Source organism: Kocuria sp. UBA5001 (genome assembly GCF_002398425.1).
In the GTDB taxonomy this organism is placed as follows: domain Bacteria; phylum Actinomycetota; class Actinomycetes; order Actinomycetales; family Micrococcaceae; genus Kocuria; species Kocuria salsicia.
Genome location: NZ_DGYR01000010.1, coordinates 75,195 through 93,713, shown reverse-complemented (window position 1 = coordinate 93,713; position 18,519 = coordinate 75,195). Strand labels below are relative to the sequence as shown.

Genomic DNA, 18,519 nt, shown 5'->3' with positions numbered 1-18,519 from the left:
CGAGCGATGATCACCAAGTACGACGTGACCAAGGCCACGGTGGCCCGGACCCTCAAGCTGCTTTGCCGACCGGTGATCACGGGCGTGGACCGGCTCCCCGAGACGGGGCCCGTCATCATCGCCTCCAACCACCTCACCTTCCTGGACTCGGTCATCATCTCCGCGTTCATGCCGCGCCGCGTGAAGTTCATCGCGAAGGCCGAGTACGTGAACAGCCCGGGGATCAAGGGCCGCCTGATGCGTCAGGCCTTCGAGTTCATCGACATCATCCCGGTGGCCCGCGGGCTGCAGAGCGAGTCCGTGGCCGCGCTGCAGCCGGCGGTCGAGCACCTGCAGCAGGGCCGGGTCTTCGGGATCTACCCGGAGGGCACCCGCTCCCGGGACGGCTACCTCTACCGGGGCCACTCCGGCGTCGCCTACCTCGCCCTGCTCACGGGCGCTCCCGTGGTGCCGGTGGGCATGATCGGCACCCAGCGGCTGCAGCCCCCGGGGGCCACGATGATCCGCCCCGCCAAGTTCGAGATGCACGTGGGGGAGCCCATCACCGTGCCCGCCGCTGGCATGCGCCAGACCGGGCGGATGCGCAAGGATCTCGTGGCCCAGGTGATGGACACCATTGCCGGGCTCTCGGGCCAGCCCCGCAAGGACGTCTACAACGTGTCGCCGTCGGCGCAGAGGGACCTGGGGAATGGCTGATCCGGCAAGCTACAGGCCGGCACGACAGGACATCCCCACCAATCCGGGCGTCTACCGCTTCCGGGACGAGCACGGCCGCGTCATCTACGTGGGCAAGGCCAAGAACCTGCGCAACCGCCTGTCCTCGTACTTCGCGCCGCTGAACCAGCTCGCGCCCAAGACGCGGGCCATGGTGACCACGGCCGCCGCGGTGCAGTGGACCGTGGTGGGCTCCGAGTTCGAGTCCCTGCAGCTCGAGTACACGTGGATCAAGGAGTTCGCGCCGCGGTTCAACATCGCCTACCGGGACGACAAGTCCTACCCGTACCTGGCCGTGACGATGTCCGAGGACGTCCCGCGCGCCATGGTCACCCGGGGGGAGAAGAAGCCGGGCAACCGCTACTTCGGCCCCTACTCCCAGGCGTGGGCCATCCGCGACACCCTGGACGCGCTGCTGCGGGTGTTCCCCGTGCGCACGTGCACCAAGGGCGTGTTCCAGCGGGCCGAGCGCAGCGGCCGGCCGTGCCTGCTGGGCTACATCGACAAGTGCTCCGCACCCTGCGTGGGGGAGATCTCCCGGGAGGACCACCGGGAGCTCGCTGACGACCTCTGCCGGTTCATGGCCGGGCACGCCAAGCCGTACATCCGCGAGCTGACGCGCCAGATGAACGAGGCCGCCGAGCGCATGGACTTCGAGACGGCCGCGGCCCGGCGGGACGACGTCGCCGCCCTGGAGCGCGCGTTCGAGCGCAACACGGTGGTTCTGCCGGACAGCACGGACGCGGACTTCTTCGCGATCGCCGAGGACGAGCTCGAGGCCGCCGTGCAGGTGTTCTACGTGCGCGGCGGGCGCATCCGTGGCCAGCGTGGGTGGGTCACAGAGAAGGTCGAGGACGTGACGACCGCCGAGCTGATGACCAACCTGCTGCAGCAGGTCTACGGGGAGGCGCAGTCCGGGCTCGCGCAGCCCGCCCGGACCCGGCGCAGGAGTGCCGCCCAGGGCAGCGAGGACGTGGTGGGCCAGCACCGCAGGACCTCCGAGCTCGCCTACCGCCAGGACACCATCCCGCGCACCGTCTACGTGTCCGCGGAGCCGGACGAGACGGACGAGCTGCGCGGGTGGCTGAGCGAGCTGCGCGGCTCGCACGTGAGCATCCAGCGGCCCCAGCGGGGGGAGAAGGCGCAGCTGCTGGAGACCGTGGCGGAGAACGCCCGGCAGGCGCTGGCGCTGCACAAGTCCCGCCGCGCGGGAGACCTCACCACCCGCTCCGCGTCGCTGCAGCAGCTGCAGGAGGCGCTCGGGCTGCCGGACGCGCTCATGCGCATCGAGTGCTACGACATCTCCCACGTCCAGGGCACCAACGTGGTCGCCTCCATGGTCGTGTTCGAGGACGGCCTGCCCCGCAAGTCCGAGTACCGCAAGTTCTCGATCACCGGTGACGCCGCCCGGGACGACACCGCCTCCATGTACGACGTGATCCACCGCCGGTTCTCCCGCCACGTGGAGCAGCAGCGCCGCGCCGAGGAGAAGGGCGTGAGCACGGGCGAGGTCGAGGCGGACACGGAGGACGCGTCGTCGCGCGCGTTCGCCTACCCGCCCAACCTCGTGATCGTGGACGGCGGCCCGCCCCAGGTGGCCGCCGCCCAGCAGGCACTGGACGACCTCGGGGTCACGGACGTGCACGTGGTGGGCCTGGCCAAGCGCCTGGAGGAGGTCTGGGTCCCAGACGACGAGTTCCCCGTGATCCTGCCGCGCGCCTCCGAGGGGCTGTTCCTGATGCAGCGGGTCCGGGACGAGGCCCACCGCTTTGCGATCACCTTCCACCGGCAGAAGCGCTCCAAGGCCATGACGGTCTCCGCCCTGGACGAGATCCCCGGGCTGGGCCCGGCCAAGCAGAAGGCGCTGCTCAAGCACTTCGGCTCGGTCAAGAAGCTGCGGGCGGCCTCCGCGGAGGAGATCCTCGAGGTCAACGGCTTCGGCCCCGCGCTGGCGGTGAAGGTCGCGGAGGCCCTGGGCGGCCGGGAGTCCGCCGTGCGCGAGCCCGTGATCGATACGGAGACCGGAGAGCTGCTCGACTGACGTGAAACTGGTCTACCCTGGAGGGGAACCTTGCAGTCGGCAGATCAGGCGGTCCTTCACCCCATGAGCACCCCACCCCCGGATGCCGCACACCACGCGCTGGAGCCGGTGAAGCCTCCCACGACGGAGCTGCTCATCGTCACCGGGATGTCGGGCGCGGGCCGTTCCACGGCCGCGAACGCACTGGAGGACCTGGGCTGGTACGTGGTGGACAACCTGCCGCCACAGATGCTCGGCACTCTCGCGGACCTGGCGTGCCGCGCCCCGCAGACCCTGCCCAAGCTGGCGGTCGTGATCGACGTACGCGGCAAGGCCCTGTTCAACGACATGAAGGAGACCCTGGCCGCGCTGGAGACCTCAGGCGTCGAGTTCTCGGTGCTCTACCTCGAGGCGTCGGACGAGGTGCTGGTCTCGCGCTACGAGCACCAGCGCCGGCCCCACCCCCTGCAGGGCGGCGGGCGGATCCTGGACGGGATCAGGGCGGAGCGGGAGACGCTGAAGGACCTGCGCGAGACGGCGGACTCGGTGCTGGATACCTCCTCGTTCAACGTGCACGCCCTGACCCGGGCCGTGGCGGACATGTTCTCCACGAGCGGGCCCGTGGTGCTGCGCCTGACCGTGATGAGCTTCGGCTTCAAGTACGGGGTGCCCGCGGACGCGAACTTCGTGGCGGACGTGCGGTTCATCCCCAACCCGCACTGGGTCCCCGCGCTGCGCCCCCGTACGGGCAAGGATCCCGAGGTGCGGGACTACGTCTTCGGCGACGAGGGCGCCCAGACCTTCGTGGACCGCTTCGTGGCCATGCTCGAACCGGTCTTCGCGGGCTACCGCACCGAGAGCAAGCACTACGCGACCATCGCCATCGGCTGCACGGGCGGTAAGCACCGCTCGGTCGCGATCACCGAGGAGGTCGCCCGGAGGCTTGGCAAGTCCCCGAGGGTGACTGTGAACATCCAGCACCGGGACATGGGCCGCGAATAGTCCCGCCCCCTGACATGACGGATCCCATGAGCACATTTCCTTCGACGGGTGCGTTGCCCCGGCTGCCGCTGAGCAGCCGCCGCGACGTGGATCCCTACCACTCCCTGGACCCCTCCGCGCGAGAATCCCTCACGGACGCGGACTCCGTGGTCGCCCTGGGCGGTGGCCACGGTCTCTCCGCGAGCCTCTCGGCCCTGCGGCTGCTGGCGCCGGCTCTCACGGCGGTCGTCACGGTCGCGGACGACGGTGGATCCTCCGGCCGGCTGCGCGATGACCTCGGCGTGCTACCCCCCGGTGACCTCCGGATGGCGCTGGCCGCCCTGTGCGACGACTCCCAGTGGGGCCGCACGTGGAGCGACGTCATGCAGCACCGCTTCAGCGTCGAGCAGCACCCCGACGAGGGGCTCGACAACCACGCCCTCGGCAATCTGCTCATCGTGACGCTGTGGGAGCTTCTCGGGGACCCCGTGGAAGGTCTGCGCTGGGCCGGCGCGCTGCTCGGCGCCCGCGGCCAGGTGCTGCCCATGAGCTGCGAGCCGCTCGTGATCGAGGGAGATGTCTCCCCGGGCAGCAGCCCGACGACGGCGTGCCCCCCTGAGAAGATCGTGCGAACCGTCACCGGCCAGTCCCGGCTGGCCAAGGAGGCGGACGTGTGCAACGTGCGGCTCAGCCCGGCGGACGCCCCGGCGTGCCCGGAGGCCGTCTCCGCGATCGAGGAGGCGGCGTGGGTGGTGCTCGGTCCCGGTTCGTGGCACACCTCGGTGCTGCCTCACCTGCTGCTGCCCGAGCTGCGGGACGCGATCTGCGCGTCCCCGGCCAAGCGTCTCGTCACGCTCAACCTCTCGCGGGACTCGGAGACCCTCAGCATGGGCTCGGGAGACCAGCTGCGCGTGCTTCAGCGCTACGCGCCCGAGCTGCGCCTCGACGTCGTCCTCGCGGACCCCTCGGCGGCCGAGTCGCCCAAGGACGTCGAGGCCGCGGCCGCCCAGCTGGGAGCGGAGGTGCACTGGGACTCCCTGCGGGAGAAGAACGGCAGCTCCGCGCACAACCCCTTCAAACTGGCCGCCGCCTACCAGCAGATCATGAACGCGCGGGGCTGACGGCCCCGTACCCCTCCGTCCACCTAGCGTCAAGGAGATCGTCCGTCATGGCATTGACCGCCTCGGTCAAGGAAGAACTCGCCCATCTGCAGGTCCGCAAGTCGGCCGTGCGCGCCGCGGAGCTCTCCGCCCTGCTGCGCTTCGCGGGTGGTCTGCACATTGTGGGCGGACGGATCGTTGTGGAGGCGGAGCTCGACACCGAGTCCGTGGCCCGGCGCACGGCCCGGACCGTGGGAGAGGTCTTCGGCCACGACTGCGAGCTCGGCGTGATCAGCGGCGGGGGGCTGCGCCGCGACCGCACCTGGGTGGTGCGGGTGGCCAAGGACGGTGAGGCCCTCGCCCGTCGCACGGGTCTGCTGGACGCCCACGGGCGCCCGGTGCGGGGACTGCCGCCCACGGTGGTCAACGGCAGTGTGGAGGAGTCCGCCGCCGTGATCCGAGGAGCGTTCCTGGCCCACGGCTCGCTCACGGAGCCGGGGCGGGCGGCCGCCATGGAGTTCACATGCCCGGGTCCAGAGGCGGCACTTGCGCTCGTGGGCTCGGCCCGGCGCCTGGACGTGCTCGCCAAGGCGCGGCAGGTCCGCGGAGTGGACCGGGTGGTCGTGCGCGACGGCGACACCATTGCGGCGCTGCTCACCCGTCTGGGTGCCCATCGGGCCCTGCTGCAGTGGGAGGACCGCCGCATGCGCAAGGAGGTGAGGGCCACGGCGAACCGGCTCGCCAACTTCGACGACGCCAACCTGCGCCGTTCCGCCCAGGCCGCCGTCACCGCGGGCGCCAAGGTCGAGCGCGCCCTCGCCATCCTGGGCGACGAGGCGCCCGAGCACCTGCGTGCCGCGGGTCGGCTGCGGGTGGCCAACAAGCAGGCGAGTTTGGACGAACTGGGCAGGCTGTCCGAGCCCCCGCTGACCAAGGACGCGATCGCGGGGCGGATCCGACGCCTGCTCGCCATGGCTGACCGCCGCGCGGAGGAGCTCGGCGTGGCCACCACGTCCGAGTTCGCGGCCCACGCGAGTGCGGAGCACGCCGAGCAGACGGACCCGGCCCGGTCCAACGCCTGACTGGCGGCCTCTTGGCGGGTCCGACCTCATGTGGGTTTGTGTGGGGTCAGGTGAATGAGACGTGAAAACTCGGTTTTGCCACTGTCGCAGCGGCCCGGATCCCGGTAGAATAGAGCCGAAAGACCAGGCGGGACCGCCCGATGGGCGGCCACTGCGGTGTGGGAATGAGACCGATTGGTTTCGATCCAACATCACGGTAGCGCGGCCATGACGACCGCGGCCTGCCGCACCACGACACAGAGGAGATCGCAGTGACAGTCAAGGTTGGCATCAACGGTTTCGGGCGCATCGGCCGCAACTTCGCGCGGGCGCTGTACAGCCACCACGGCCACGACATCGAGCTGGTCGCGGTGAACGACCTCACCGATCCGGAGACGCTCAAGCACCTCTTCGAGTTCGACTCCGTGATGGGCCGTCTCGGCACGGACGTTTCCCTGGACGGGGACGTCATGACGGTGGACGGCCACAAGGTCAAGTTCCTGGCCGAGCCTGACCCCTCCAAGCTGCCCTGGGGCGAGCTCGGCGTGGACATCGTGATCGAGTCCACCGGTCGCTTCACCACCGGTCCCAAGGCCAAGGCGCACCTGGACGCGGGCGCCAAGAAGGTCGTCCTGTCTGCCCCGGGCAAGGAGGTTGACGGCACCTTCGTCTACGGCGTGAACCAGGAATCCTACGACCCCGAGACCATGAACATCGTCTCGGCCGCCTCCTGCACCACCAACTGCCTGGCGCCGCTGGCCAAGGTTCTCAACGACGAGTTCGGCATCGAGCGCGGCCTGATGACCACCATCCACGCCTACACGGGTGACCAGCGCCTGCACGACGCCCCCCACAAGGATCTGCGCCGTGCCCGCGCGGCCGCGCTGAACCTCATTCCCACGACCACCGGTGCCGCAGCCGCTGTGGGCCTCGTGCTCCCGGAGCTCAAGGGCAAGCTGGACGGCTTCGCCGTCCGCGTGCCGGTCCCCACGGGCTCGCTCGTGGACCTCACCGTGGACGTGCGCGAGGACGTCACGGTCGAGGCCGTGAACGCCGCCGTGAAGAAGGCTGCGGAGGGCCCCTTCAAGGGCATCATCGAGTACTCGGAAGAGGCGCTGGTCTCCAAGGACATCGAGGGCTACGACGTCTCCACGGTGTTCGACGCGCCGCTGACCAAGGTCATCGACAACGAGGTCAAGGTCATCGCCTGGTACGACAACGAGTGGGGCTACACCATCCGCCTGGTGGACTTCGTCTCGTACGTGGCCGATAAGCTCTGAGTCAGACCGTTCAGTGGCGCCGGTGCCCCGAGGGTGCCGGCGCCACTGTCGTCAGATCGTGATCACCCCAGGGAAAGGATGACGGACATGGCCAAGTCGCTCGACGATCTCATTGCCGAGGGGGTCTCGGGGCGCCGAGTTCTCGTGCGCTCGGATCTCAACGTTCCGCTCGACGGCTCCACGGTGACGGACGACGGACGCGTGCGCGCGTCCCTGCCCGTCCTCAGCAAGCTCGCGGAGGCTGGTGCGCGCGTCATCGTCATGGCGCACCTGGGACGGCCCAAGGGAACCGTGGACCCGAGGTACTCCATCAAGCCCGCCGCTGACCGGCTGGCCAAGCTCTCCGAGGCACCCGTAGTCGTCGCCACTGACGTGGTCGGCGAAGACGCGAAGGCCAAGTCGGACGCGCTCGAGGACGGCCAGATCCTGGTGCTCGAGAACGTCCGCTTCGACCCGCGCGAGACCTCCAAGGACGACGCCGAGCGGCAGCAGTTCGCCAAGGAGCTCGCCGCGCTGACCGGTGAGAACGGCGCGTACGTGGACGACGCTTTCGGCGCCGTGCACCGCAAGCACGCCTCCGTGTACGACATCGCGTACGAGCTGCCGAGCTACCTGGGTGATCTGGTGAAGACGGAAGTGGACGTGCTGAGCAAGGTCATCTCGGACCCAGAGCGCCCGTTCGTGGTGGTCATGGGCGGCTCCAAGGTCTCCGACAAGCTCGCTGTGATCGACAACCTGATCGGCAAGGCGGACTCGTTGCTGATCGGCGGCGGCATGGTCTTCACCTTCCTCGCCGCGCAGGGTCACGCCGTGGGTTCGTCACTGCTGGAGAAGGACCAGATCGACACCGTCAAGGGTTACCTGGACCGGGCGGAGGCGGCCGGCACAGAGATCGTGCTGCCCGTGGACGTCGTCTACGCCGCGAACTTCTCGGAGGACGCTGAGCACGAGGTGCGCCCCGTGGCGGACATCGAGGGCGGCTCCATCGGCGACTCCGGCCTGGGCCTGGACATCGGGCCCGAGTCCGCAAAGATCTTCGCGGAGAAGATCGCCGCGGCGAAGACTGTGTTCTGGAACGGCCCGGTGGGCGTGTTCGAGATGGCCCCGTTCGCCAACGGCACCAAGGCCGTGGCGCAGGCGCTGGCCACGTCCGACGCCATGAGCGTGATCGGCGGCGGCGACTCCGCCTCCGCCGTGCGCAACCTGGGCTACCGGGACGAGCAGTTCGGCCACATCTCCACAGGCGGCGGCGCCTCCCTGGAATTCATCGAGGGCAAGCAGCTTCCGGGCGTGGTGGCCCTCGGCGCGTGAGCGCCCCACAAAGCACCAGCCATCCGAGCGAAGGAGTCTCAGCATGACCACGCAGACCAACGGAGTTTTCGACCGGACGCCCGTGATCGCGGGCAACTGGAAGATGAACATGGACCACACGCAGGGCATCGCGCTGGTCCAGAAGCTCGCGTGGACGCTCAAGGACGCCAAGCACGACTACTCCCGTGCGGAGGTGGTGGTCTTCCCGCCGTTCACGGACCTGCGATCGGTGCAGTCCCTGGTGGAGGGGGACGGCCTGCAGATCAAGTACGGGGCACAGGACCTCTCCGACCAGGACAAGGGGGCCTACACGGGCGACGTCTCCGGTGAGTTCCTCGCCAAGCTCGGCTGCAGCTACGTACTGGTGGGCCACTCCGAGCGACGCCTCATCCACCACGAGACGAACGAGCAGTGCCGGGACAAGATCCGTGCCGCGATCCGACACGGCCTCACCCCCATGCTGTGCGTGGGGGAGGGGCTCGAGGAGCGCCAGGCCGGGCGTCACGTGGAGTACACGCTTGAGCAGCTGCGCGGCAGCCTCGCGGAGCTGACCGCCGGCGAACTCGAAGGCCTCGTGGTGGCCTACGAGCCCGTGTGGGCCATTGGCACCGGTGAGGTCGCCGGCCCCGAGGACGCGCAGGAGATGGCGAAGGCCGTGCGTGCGGAGCTCGAGAGCCTCTACGGCGCGGAGTTCGCGCGCGCCACCCGTGTGCTCTACGGCGGCTCGGTGAAGTCCTCGAACGTGGCCTCCATCATGGCGGGTCCGGACGTGGACGGTGCCCTCGTGGGCGGTGCCAGCCTCGATGCGGAGGAGTTTGCTAAGATTGCACGGTTCGAGCAGCACCTGGTCACCGATCAGTGATGTCGCGTCAGCTTTCGGTCGGCGCGTTGCTCACCCCCAGTTCTATGTGAATCGAGGCATTTCGTGGAGATCCTCCTGATCGCCCTCCAGGCGGTCATCGTGGTCACGAGCATCCTGTGCATCATGTTCGTCCTGCTCAACAAGGGCAAAGGCGGTGGTCTGTCGGACATGTTCGGCGGCGGAATGACACAGTCCTTGAACACCTCCGGTGCGGCGCAGAAGAACGTCGTGCGCATCACCACCGTGCTGGCGATCATCTGGGTGCTGGCCATCGTCGGCTACGCGCTGGTCCTCCGGTTCAACCCGGTGGCCTGAGCAGGCGCTCCACGGCATCCACCACGCAGCGCCACGTCACAACCAGCAGGCACTGGCACAGAGCGAAGGCCCGGACCGTCACGGTCCGGGCCTTCGTCGTGGCCAACACGGGTCCCCTGCTCAGTCCTCGGACTGCGCGGACGATCCGTCCGGGTCCTCCGGTACCCCCGGCAGCGCGTCCTCGGTGACGAGCCACAGGGTCTCCTGAGTGCCACGGACCGCGCTGCCCGGCGCCTCCACCGGCGTGACACCGGCACGGCGGATGCTCGCCAGGGCGTCAGCCTTGGGAGCGCCGGAGACGAGCAGCCAGACCTTGTGCGCGGAGTTGATCGCGGGCAGGGACATCGTCACACGCTCGGGCGGGGGCTTGGGGGAGTCGGCGACCGCGAACACGGTCGCGTCGGTGCGCAGCACGTCCTTCCGCCCCGGGAACAGGGACGCCACGTGCGTGTCCGGACCCAGGCTCAGGAGGGCGACGTCCACGTGCGGCAGGTCCCCGGTCGAGCCCTCGGCCTCCGCGGCCGCTGCAAGCTCCGCGCGATAGTCGGCCGCGGCCTCGTCGGCGGTGCTGATCTCATCCGAACCGGCCACGGGGTGCACACGGTCCCAGTCAAGCTCGAGGGTCTCGTCCCACGCGTCCGCGGCCTGGACCCCGTTGCGCTCGGGGTCCGCGCCGGGGAGGAAGCGCTCGTCGGACCACCACACGTTGACGCGCGACCAGTCGATCAGCGCGGCATCCGGGCTCGCGGCGACCTCACCGATCACACGCGTGCCCATGCCGCCGCCGGTGAGCAGCACCGTGGCCTCTCCGCGCTCGTCCTGGGCGGCCTCCAAGACCTCCAAGAGTCGGGCGGCTGTGTCCCGCGCGAGGCGGTCTTCCCCGTCGTGGGGGACCAGTCGCGGCTGGGGCGGCAGGGTCGCGCTCATGGGCGCACCGCCCCGTCGGCCTCGTCAGACCCCGACGTCGAGGTGTCCCCCTCACCGTCGCGGGCAGCAGCCCCACCCCGGTCTGCTGCTTCCGCCGTCATGTGCTCTGAACCGGTCTCGACGACGGCGTCCTCGGCCTCGACGACGTCGCCCACCTCCTGTTTGGCCTGGGCCGCCGTGCAGACCTCCGCGGCGTCGAGACCCGCGCGGATCACCTCGCCGTAGACCTCGTCCGCGTCGAGCCGCCGCAGCTCCTCGGCCAGGCAGGTCTTCAGGTCTCGCACGGGCATGGCGATCTGCTGGTCCGGCTGGTCGGGCTGGGAGAGCACGGCAACGGTGCGGCCAGGGCGGTTGATCTCCACGGCGCCCTTGTCCGTGAGCAGGGCAACGCGGTCCAGGGCCCGGCCGGAGCCGTCCGTGCGGATGGTGACCTTGGCCCCGAGCCGCTGCGAGAGCCACACGCCCAGCAGCAGCATGGACGGTGCCACGGCGTTGCCCTCGAGCACGATCTCCCTGACTGCAACGGGGCCCACCTGGTCGAGGACCGCCGCGAGCTGGACGCGCCAGTTCGTGATGCGCGTCCACGCGAGGTCCGTGTCGCCGGGGGTGTACTGCCGCGCGAGCTGCGTGAGCGAGGCGAACGGCTCGTCTGCGCGGGATGAGTCCGTGATGCGTCGGTGCGCGATCCTGCCGATCGAGCTCTCGCTGGGGTTCTGCGGGAAGTCGTGCGGCCACCACGCCACAATGGGGGCGTCAGGCAGCAGCAGCGCGGAGACGAGGGTCTCCGTGGGCTCGGCGAGGTCGCCGTAGCCGTGCATGAGGATGACCTCCGACGCGCCAGCGTCGCCGCCCACGCGCAGCTGCGCGTCCAGGCGGGTCTCGTCCGTGCGCGAGTGCGCCACGTGCACGATGATCCGGCACGGGTGCTCGTGGCTCGCGTAGTTCGCCGCCTCGACCGCCATCTCCGAGTGCCCCGCCTGCGCGAGGATCACCAGCGTGAGCACGCGCCCGAGCGTCACCACGCCGTTCTCGTCCCGCAGCTGGTTGAGCTTCTTCTCGATCTTCGCTGCGGTGGTGTTCTCCATCTGAACAATCACGGTCGCCTCCAGACCCGGCCGTCACGGGCCATCAACTCGTGGGCCGACTCCGGACCCCATGAACCGGGCGCGTACGGCTCGGGTTGCACTTGGTGCTCGGACCAGTAGTTCTCGAACGGGTCCAGGATCTTCCAGGACAGCTCCACCTCGGAGTGGTCCGGGAACAGGGGCGGCTCGCCCAGCAGCACGTCGAAGATCAGCCGCTCGTACGCCTCCGGGCTGGACTCCGTGAACGCGTGGCCGTAGCCGAAGTCCATGGTGACGTCCCGGATCTCCGACTGCGTGCCGGGGACCTTGGAGCCGAAGCGGATGGTCACGCCCTCGTCCGGCTGGATGCGGATCACGATGGCGTTCTGGCCGAACTCCTCGTTGTCCGTGTCCCGGAAGAGCAGGTTCGGGGACTTCTTGAATGCCACCGCGATCTCCGTGACCCGCCGGCCGAGCCGCTTGCCCGCGCGCAGGTAGAACGGCACGCCCGCCCAGCGGCGGTTGTTGATGTCCACGCGCAGGGCCGCGAAGGTCTCGGTGCGAGAGTCAGCGGGGATGTCCGACTCCTCGTGGAAGCCCTTGACGAACTCGCCGCCCTGCAGACCGGACGTGTACTGGCCCAGGGCCGAGTGCTCACCGAGGTCACAGGGCAGCACCACGGACTCGAGGACCTTGGCCTTCTCCCGGCGCAGGTTGTGCGCGCTGAACGAGGCCGGCTCCTCCATGGCCGTGAACGCCAGCAGCTGCAGCAGGTGGTTCTGGATGACGTCACGGGCCGCACCCACGCCGTCGTAGTAACCGGCGCGGGAGCCGATGCCGATCTCCTCGGCCATTGTGATCTGCACGTGGTCCACGTACCGGGCGTCCCACAGGGGCTCGAACATCTGGTTGGCGAAGCGCAGCGCCAGGATGTTCTGCACCGTCTCCTTGCCCAGGTAGTGGTCGATGCGGAACACGCTGTCCGGGCGGAAGACCCGCTCCACGATCGCGTTCAGCTCCCGGGCGGAGTCGAGGTCGTGGCCGAACGGCTTCTCGATGACCACCCGCCGCCAGCCCTTGCTGTCCTGCGAGTCTGCGAGGTCGTGGTCCGCCAGCTGCTGGCACACCACCTCGAACGTCTTGGGCGGGATGGACAGGTAGAACGCGTGGTTGCCGCGGGTGCCGCGGTCGCGGTCGAGCTCGTCGAGCGTCTGCGCGAGACGCACGTAGGCGTCGTCGTCGTCGAACTCGCCGTGCACGAACCGCAGCCCCGAGGCGAACTGGTTCCAGAGGTCCTCGTTGTAGGGCGTGCGGGCGTGCTCGGCGACGTGCTCCTTGACGTACTCCGCAAACTGGGCGTCGTTCCAGTCCCGCCGGCCGAACCCCACGAGGGAGAAGGCCGGAGGGAGCAGGCTGCGGTTGGCGAGGTCGTACATGGCCGGCAGCAGCTTCTTCTTCGCGAGGTCGCCGGTGACGCCGAAGAGGACGAGGGCCGACGGCGCCGCGACGCGTGTCAGACGCCGGTCGCGTGGATCACGCAGGGGGTTGTGTTGGGTGTTCTCAGGCACAGGCTCGCCGTCCGTTCGCGGGTTGTCGGGTGGGGATCACAGCTCGGACGCCGCGCGCAGCAGCTGGGCCACCCCGGCCTCCCGGTCCAGCAGCCGCAGCCGCAGGACAGGGCGGTGGTGCTCGGCGAGCACGGTGGCGTCCCCGTCCGCCTGCGCGTTGATGAGCTCGCCGAAGGTGAAGGGGATGCCGGGGATGTCCACGTCCGTGTCCGTGGCCGCAGTGATCTGCACGTAGACACCCTGGGCGGGACCGCCCTTGTGGTACTGGCCGGTGGAGTGCAGGAAACGCGGGCCCCACCCGAAGGTCACGGGACGCCCGGTGCGCCGCGCCAGCACGTCCCGCACGGACTCCAGCTCGGTCCAGCCGAGCCGGTCGAAGTACGCCTGGACGCTCACGTAGCCGTCCTCAGGCAGCTGCTCCAGAAGCGCCGAGAGGGCCGCGGGCACGGTGGTCGCGCCGCGCAGCACGTCCTCGGCGCCGCGGATCTCGATCTCCCCGTCCGTGGCGGCCGCGGGTGAGGGCTCGGGCTTGGAGGCCAGAAGCTCGCGTGTTGCCGCCTTGGCGGACTCGACGTCCGGCTGGTTGAACGGGTCGATGCCCAGCAGCTGGCCCGCCACCGCGATCGCGACCTCGAAGGCCATCATGAGGCCGCTCAGCGAACCGGCCACGCGCACCCCCTCGGACTGCTCGGGGTCCATGTCCTCCTCAGCCACGAGCGAGACGACCAGCACGTCCGACGCGCCGGAGGTCAGCTCGGGGGCGCCGTCGTGCACGACCACGGGCAGCACGCCCGTGCCGGACTTGCCGGTGGACTCGGCGATCAGCTGCTCCGCCCAGTCCGCGAAGCCCACGAACGGCGCGCCCTGGTTCACGAGCACGATCTTGTCGCGCAGCGGTGAGGTACCGCCCAGGGCGGCACCGAGCTGCAGGCCGATGTTGTTCTCGTCGTCCTCGCGCAGCATCTCGACGGCCTCCTCGGCGTCGTCGAGCAGCGCCGCGACGTCCACGCCGGCGAGTCCGGAGGGCACGAGTCCGAACGCCGTGAGCGCGGAGAAGCGCCCGCCCACGTTCGGGTCCGCGTTGAAGGTCTTGCGGTAGCCCGCCTCACGCGAGGCCGAGTCCATGGGGGAGCCCGGGTCCGTGACCACCACGATCCGCGAAGGGGCGTCCAACCCGGCGCGCTGGAAAGCGTCGATGAACACTCGGCGCGCGGAGTCCGTCTCCACCGTGGAGCCGGACTTGGAGGAGACGATCAGCGCGGTGTGCTCGAGGTCCTCGAGCGCCTTGGTGACCATCTCGGGGTCGGTGGAGTCCAGCACGAACAGCTCCACGCCGGCGCTGCGGGTGATCACCTCGGGAGCCAGGGAGGAACCGCCCATGCCCGCGAGCACGAAACGCGTGACACCTTCGCGGGCGAAGTCGTCCCGCAACTCCTCGATCTCCGGTACGAGCGGACGGGAGACGCTCACGGCGTCCGTCCACCCGAGGCGGACTGCCGCCTCCTGCTCCGCGGCGGCGCCCCAGAGGGCGGGGTCCTGCGCAAAAAGCTTGGACGCGAAATTCTCGGCGACCAGGCGGGGGACGTTCGTGTCGATCGCCTCTCGCGCGGCACCGGCGGCCTGCAATGACAATGAGCTCACGGGGAGCCTCCTCAAACGTGGTGGGTGGGCGGTGCAGCGGCTGGGCCACACCGCCCGGAAGTGGTGCTGCAACGGGACCGCCACCCGCGGTCGTGGGGCACCGGGTGCTCCTGCACAGCCGCGGGCGGCGAGACGAGGTCAGCTCGCGGCGTCGAGCGCCGTGCGCACGGTCTCGAGCAGCTCCTCCCAGGACTTGTCGAACTTCTCGAGGCCCTCGGTCTCGAGCAGCTCCACGACCTCCCGGTAGGACACGCCCTGACGGGCAACCGCGTCGAGGACCTCGGCGGAGTCCTCGTAGGTGCCGCTCACGGTGTCACCTGTGACGTCCGCGTGGTCGTACGTGGCGTCCAGCGTCTTCTCCGGCATGGTGTTCACGGTGTTGGGGGCCACCAGCTCGGTCACGTACAGGGTGTCCGGCAGGTTGGGGTCCTTCACACCGGTGGAGGCCCACAGCGGACGCTGCGGGTTGGCGCCGGCGGAGGCAAGACGCTTCCAGCGCTCGGTCTGGAGCGACTGCTCGTAGACCTGGTAGGCGAGACGCGCGTTGGCCAGGCCGGCCTTGCCCTTGAGGGACACGGCCTCCGCGGAACCGACGGCGTCCAGGCGCTTGTCGACCTCGGTGTCCACGCGGGAAACGAAGAAGGACGCCACGGAGTGGATCGTGGAGAGGTCCTTGCCGTTCTCCAGCGCACGCTCGAGACCCTCCATGTAGGCGTTGATGACGCCGCGGTAACGCTCGAGCGAGAAGATCAGCGTGACGTTCACGGAGATGCCCTCCGCGATCGTGGCCGCGATCGAGGGCAGGCCCTTCTCGGTCGCGGGGATCTTGATCAGCGCGTTCGGGCGGTCGATTGTCTGGGAGAGCTTCTGCGCCATCGAGGCAGTGGCGTCGGCGTCCTGCGCCAGGCGGGGGTCCACCTCGATGGACACGCGCCCGTCCACACCCTGCGTGGCCTCCGCCACGGGGGCGAAGAGGTCGCACGCCTCACGGACGTCGTCCGTGGTGATGCGGAACACGGCGTCGTCGACCGAGACCCCTTCGGCGGCGAGCGCCGCGACCTGCTCGCGGTATGACTCGCCGTTGGCGAGCGCCGCGGCGAAGATCGTGGGGTTGGTCGTCACGCCGACGACGTTCTTGGTGTCGATGAGCTCCTGCAGGTTGCCGCTGGTGAGGCGCTGGCGGGAGAGGTCGTCGAGCCAGATGGAGACGCCGGCGTCGGAGAGCTTCTGGGTGGGGGTGGTCATGTTCTCTGTCCTCGATTCGTGAGAGAAGAGCATCTGGGGTGTGGTGGGCGGGGCCGGAGCCCCGCCCACGATTGCTGCTGTGCTGAGCTGCGGGGTCACCTCGCGGCGGCGATGGACTCCTCGGCTGCCTGTGCCACGGCCTCGGACGTGATGCCGAACTCGCGGTAGAGCGTCTGGTAGTCGGCGGACTCGCCGAAGTGCTCCAAGGACACGGCGCGGCCGGCGTCGCCGAGCAGGTCGTTCCACGACATGCGGATCCCAGCTTCAACGCTCACGCGGGCCTTGACGGCCTTCGGGATGACCGATTCGCGGTACTGCTCGTCCTGTGAGTCGAACCACTCGCGGCAGGGCATGGAGACCACGCGGGCCGCAACGCCCTTCGCCGCGAGCTGCTCCCGGGCCTCGAGGGCCAGCTGGACCTCAGAACCCGTGCCGATAAGCACCACGTCAGGGGTGCCCTCGGTGTCCGCGAGCACGTAGCCGCCGCGGGCCACGCCCTCGGCGGAGGCGAACTTCTCACCGTCGTACTCCGGGTGCAGATCCTCACGGGGAACCGTGGGCAGATCCTGGCGCGTCAGCGCCAGCCCTGCCGGGTGCTCGTGGTTCTCGAGAATCGTGCGCCAGGCCACGGCGGTCTCGTTGGCGTCCGCGGGCCGGACGACGTCGAGCCCCGGGATCGCACGCAGCGCCGAGAGCTGCTCCACGGGCTGGTGCGTGGGGCCGTCCTCGCCGAGGCCGATCGAGTCGTGGGTCCACACGTAGATGGACGGCACCTTCATGAGCGCACCCAGGCGCACCGCCGGACGCTGGTAGTCCGAGAAGATGAGGAACGTGCCCGAGAAGGCCCGGGTCTGGCTGCTCATCACGATGCCGTTGACGATCGCCGCGGCCGCGTGCTCACGGATGCCGAAGTGCAGCACCCGGCCGTACGGGGAGCCCTTCCACTTGGCCGTGGAGCGGCTCTGCGGAATGAAGGAGTCCGCACCCTCGATCGTGGTGTTGTTGGAGCCCGCGAGGTCCGCGGAGCCCCCCCACAGCTCGGGGAAGGTCCCGGCGATGGCGTTGATGACCTCGCCGGAGGCCTTGCGGGAGGCCACGGCCTTGCCCGCGGGGAAGGTGGGGAACGCGGCCGCGTAGTTCTCGGGCAGCTCCTCGTTCTTGATCCGGTCGTAGAGCTCGGCCTTCTCCGGGTTGGCCTCGCGCCACGCCTGGAAGGACTTCTCCCACTCGGCGCGCTCCTGCTTGCCCCGCTCGGCCACCTCGCGCACGTGCGCGAGGATCTCCGGCTCAATCTGGAAGGACTTCTCGGGGTCGAAGCCCAGAATCTTCTTGGTTGCCGCGACCTCCTCCGCGCCCAGGGCGGAGCCGTGCACGCCGCCGGTGTTCTGCTTGGTGGGGGAGGGCCAGCCGATGATCGTGCTCAGGGCGATGATCGAGGGCTTGTCCTTGACTTTGGTGGCCGCCACCACGGCGTCGTACAGGGCCTCGACGTCCTCCTTGTACTCACCGCCGTTGCGCCAGTCCACGCGAGCGGTGTCCCAGCCGTACGCGGCGTAGCGCGCCAGGACGTCCTCGTTGAACGCCACGTTGGTGTCGTCCTCGATCGAGATCTTGTTGTCGTCGTAGATCACCACGAGGTTGCCGAGCTGCTGGGTCCCGGCCAGGGAGGACGCCTCGGAGGTGATGCCCTCCTCGAGGTCTCCGTCGGAGGCGATCACGAAGATGTTGTGGTCGAACGGCGACTCACCGGCGGGGGCGTCCGCGTCGAAGAGACCGCGGGTGTAGCGCTGCGCGTAGCCGAAGCCCACGGAGGAGGCCAGGCCCTGGCCCAGCGGACCGGTGGTGATCTCCACGCCCGTGGTGTGGCGGTACTCCGGGTGGCCCGGAACCTTGGAGCCCCACGTGCGCAGCGACTCGAGGTCCTCCATCTCCAGGCCGTAGCCGGAGAAGAACAGCTGCAGGTACAGGGTGAGGGAGGTATGCCCGGGGGAGAGGATGAAGCGGTCGCGCCCGGTCCAGCGGTCGTCCGAGGGATCGTGCCGCATCACCTTCTGGAAGAGCATGTACGCCACGGGGGCCAGGGACATGGCGGTGCCCGGGTGGCCGTTGCCGACCTTCTGCACGGCATCGGCGGCGAGGACACGGGCGGTGTCCACCGCGCGGGCGTCCTGCTCGGTCCAGTTCAACGGTTGATCAAGGTTCGGCACGGTGGCGAGCCCCTTTCGTGGGAGTGGATGGTGCGCGGCGCTGCCCGGTCCCGTTCCGTGGCCACGGTGGTCCGGCCGCAACGCCTGTTCCGCGCTCAACCTTAGTCCGGCGGGACCGCGAGCGTCAGGGACGTGGCCCCGGGTGATCGCTCACGGCTCACCGTGGGCCTCGTCACCGCGCCCCTGAGCGGCGCAGGCGGCTATACTGGCGACCGGGTGTCGG

15 protein-coding genes are annotated in these 18,519 nt (G+C 69.6%); 9 read left to right on the top strand and 6 right to left on the bottom strand.

The genetic code is table 11. The features are described 5' to 3' along the window. The first annotated feature begins 6 nt into the window (after positions 1-6). The 9 genes from B3G12_RS06730 (at position 7) to secG (ending at position 9,644) form a co-directional block, all read left to right on the top strand. On the top strand, positions 7-696 hold the full coding sequence (locus B3G12_RS06730; RefSeq protein WP_144942649.1) for a lysophospholipid acyltransferase family protein: 690 nt from the start codon (positions 7-9) through the stop codon (positions 694-696). Continuing rightward, a complete protein-coding gene (gene uvrC / locus B3G12_RS06725) occupies positions 689-2,755 on the top strand; it encodes an excinuclease ABC subunit UvrC (RefSeq protein WP_290499772.1) in 2,067 nt (688 codons plus the stop codon). The genes B3G12_RS06730 and uvrC overlap by 8 nt, the downstream gene beginning before the upstream one ends. A 63-nt stretch (positions 2,756-2,818) precedes the next feature. After that, complete coding sequence (rapZ, locus tag B3G12_RS06720) at positions 2,819-3,736, top strand: RNase adapter RapZ (RefSeq protein WP_290499771.1); 918 nt, start codon at positions 2,819-2,821, stop codon at positions 3,734-3,736. 26 nt (positions 3,737-3,762) lie between these two features. Then, complete coding sequence (locus B3G12_RS06715) at positions 3,763-4,836, top strand: gluconeogenesis factor YvcK family protein (RefSeq protein ID WP_144942652.1); 1,074 nt, start codon at positions 3,763-3,765, stop codon at positions 4,834-4,836. 47 nt (positions 4,837-4,883) lie between these two features. Continuing rightward, positions 4,884-5,897 (top strand): DNA-binding protein WhiA, encoded by a 1,014-nt coding sequence (gene whiA, locus B3G12_RS06710; protein WP_144942653.1) that lies wholly within the window; start codon positions 4,884-4,886, stop codon positions 5,895-5,897. Between the two features lie 251 nt (positions 5,898-6,148). Next, positions 6,149-7,156 (top strand): type I glyceraldehyde-3-phosphate dehydrogenase, encoded by a 1,008-nt coding sequence (gene gap / locus B3G12_RS06705; RefSeq protein ID WP_144942654.1) that lies wholly within the window; start codon positions 6,149-6,151, stop codon positions 7,154-7,156. 87 nt (positions 7,157-7,243) lie between these two features. Next, positions 7,244-8,467, top strand: a complete 1,224-nt coding sequence (locus B3G12_RS06700) for a phosphoglycerate kinase (RefSeq protein WP_144942655.1) — start codon at positions 7,244-7,246, stop codon at positions 8,465-8,467. 43 nt (positions 8,468-8,510) lie between these two features. Next, positions 8,511-9,329 carry a triose-phosphate isomerase gene (gene tpiA / locus B3G12_RS06695; protein ID WP_094394033.1) on the top strand — a complete coding sequence of 273 codons (819 nt, stop codon included), beginning with the start codon at positions 8,511-8,513 and terminating at the stop codon, positions 9,327-9,329. A gap of 63 nt (positions 9,330-9,392) precedes the next feature. After that, positions 9,393-9,644: a preprotein translocase subunit SecG gene (gene secG, locus B3G12_RS06690; RefSeq protein WP_144942656.1), complete on the top strand. Its 252-nt coding sequence runs from the start codon at positions 9,393-9,395 to the stop codon at positions 9,642-9,644. Between the two features lie 120 nt (positions 9,645-9,764). Here the strand turns inward: secG and pgl are convergent, their stop codons facing one another. The 6 genes from pgl to tkt all read right to left on the bottom strand — a co-directional run bounded on the left by pgl (position 9,765) and on the right by tkt (position 18,296). Further along, positions 9,765-10,571 (bottom strand): 6-phosphogluconolactonase, encoded by an 807-nt coding sequence (gene pgl, locus B3G12_RS06685; protein WP_144942657.1) that lies wholly within the window; start codon positions 10,569-10,571, stop codon positions 9,765-9,767. Then, complete coding sequence (locus B3G12_RS06680; protein ID WP_349678119.1) at positions 10,568-11,668, bottom strand: glucose-6-phosphate dehydrogenase assembly protein OpcA; 1,101 nt, start codon at positions 11,666-11,668, stop codon at positions 10,568-10,570. The genes pgl and B3G12_RS06680 overlap by 4 nt, the downstream gene beginning before the upstream one ends. Continuing rightward, the gene (gene zwf / locus B3G12_RS06675; RefSeq protein ID WP_290499770.1) at positions 11,665-13,203 is read right to left on the bottom strand and encodes a glucose-6-phosphate dehydrogenase; all 1,539 of its coding nucleotides are present in this window, start codon (positions 13,201-13,203) and stop codon (positions 11,665-11,667) included. Before zwf ends, B3G12_RS06680 begins: the two co-directional genes overlap by 4 nt. A 36-nt stretch (positions 13,204-13,239) precedes the next feature. Continuing rightward, positions 13,240-14,844 carry a glucose-6-phosphate isomerase gene (locus tag B3G12_RS06670; RefSeq protein ID WP_290499769.1) on the bottom strand — a complete coding sequence of 535 codons (1,605 nt, stop codon included), beginning with the start codon at positions 14,842-14,844 and terminating at the stop codon, positions 13,240-13,242. A 138-nt stretch (positions 14,845-14,982) separates the two neighbouring features. Further along, positions 14,983-16,089, bottom strand: coding sequence for a transaldolase (gene tal / locus B3G12_RS06665; RefSeq protein ID WP_290499768.1), 1,107 nt, complete (start codon positions 16,087-16,089; stop codon positions 14,983-14,985). 95 nt (positions 16,090-16,184) lie between these two features. Continuing rightward, positions 16,185-18,296, bottom strand: a complete 2,112-nt coding sequence (gene tkt, locus B3G12_RS06660) for a transketolase (protein WP_094394023.1) — start codon at positions 18,294-18,296, stop codon at positions 16,185-16,187. Between the last annotated feature and the right edge of the window lie 223 nt (positions 18,297-18,519).

Bases quoted from the DNA above. Each gene is read 5' to 3' on its own strand.
- tal (WP_290499768.1), bottom strand. From the start codon at position 16,089: ATGACCACCCCCACCCAGAAGCTCTCCGACGCCGGCGTCTCCATCTGG.
- whiA (WP_144942653.1), top strand. From the start codon at position 4,884: ATGGCATTGACCGCCTCGGTCAAGGAAGAACTCGCCCATCTGCAGGTC.
- B3G12_RS06730 (WP_144942649.1), top strand. From the start codon at position 7: ATGATCACCAAGTACGACGTGACCAAGGCCACGGTGGCCCGGACCCTC.
- rapZ (WP_290499771.1), top strand. From the start codon at position 2,819: ATGAGCACCCCACCCCCGGATGCCGCACACCACGCGCTGGAGCCGGTG.
- tpiA (WP_094394033.1), top strand. From the start codon at position 8,511: ATGACCACGCAGACCAACGGAGTTTTCGACCGGACGCCCGTGATCGCG.
- uvrC (WP_290499772.1), top strand. From the start codon at position 689: ATGGCTGATCCGGCAAGCTACAGGCCGGCACGACAGGACATCCCCACC.
- pgl (WP_144942657.1), bottom strand. From the start codon at position 10,571: ATGAGCGCGACCCTGCCGCCCCAGCCGCGACTGGTCCCCCACGACGGG.
- B3G12_RS06715 (WP_144942652.1), top strand. From the start codon at position 3,763: ATGAGCACATTTCCTTCGACGGGTGCGTTGCCCCGGCTGCCGCTGAGC.
- B3G12_RS06700 (WP_144942655.1), top strand. From the start codon at position 7,244: ATGGCCAAGTCGCTCGACGATCTCATTGCCGAGGGGGTCTCGGGGCGC.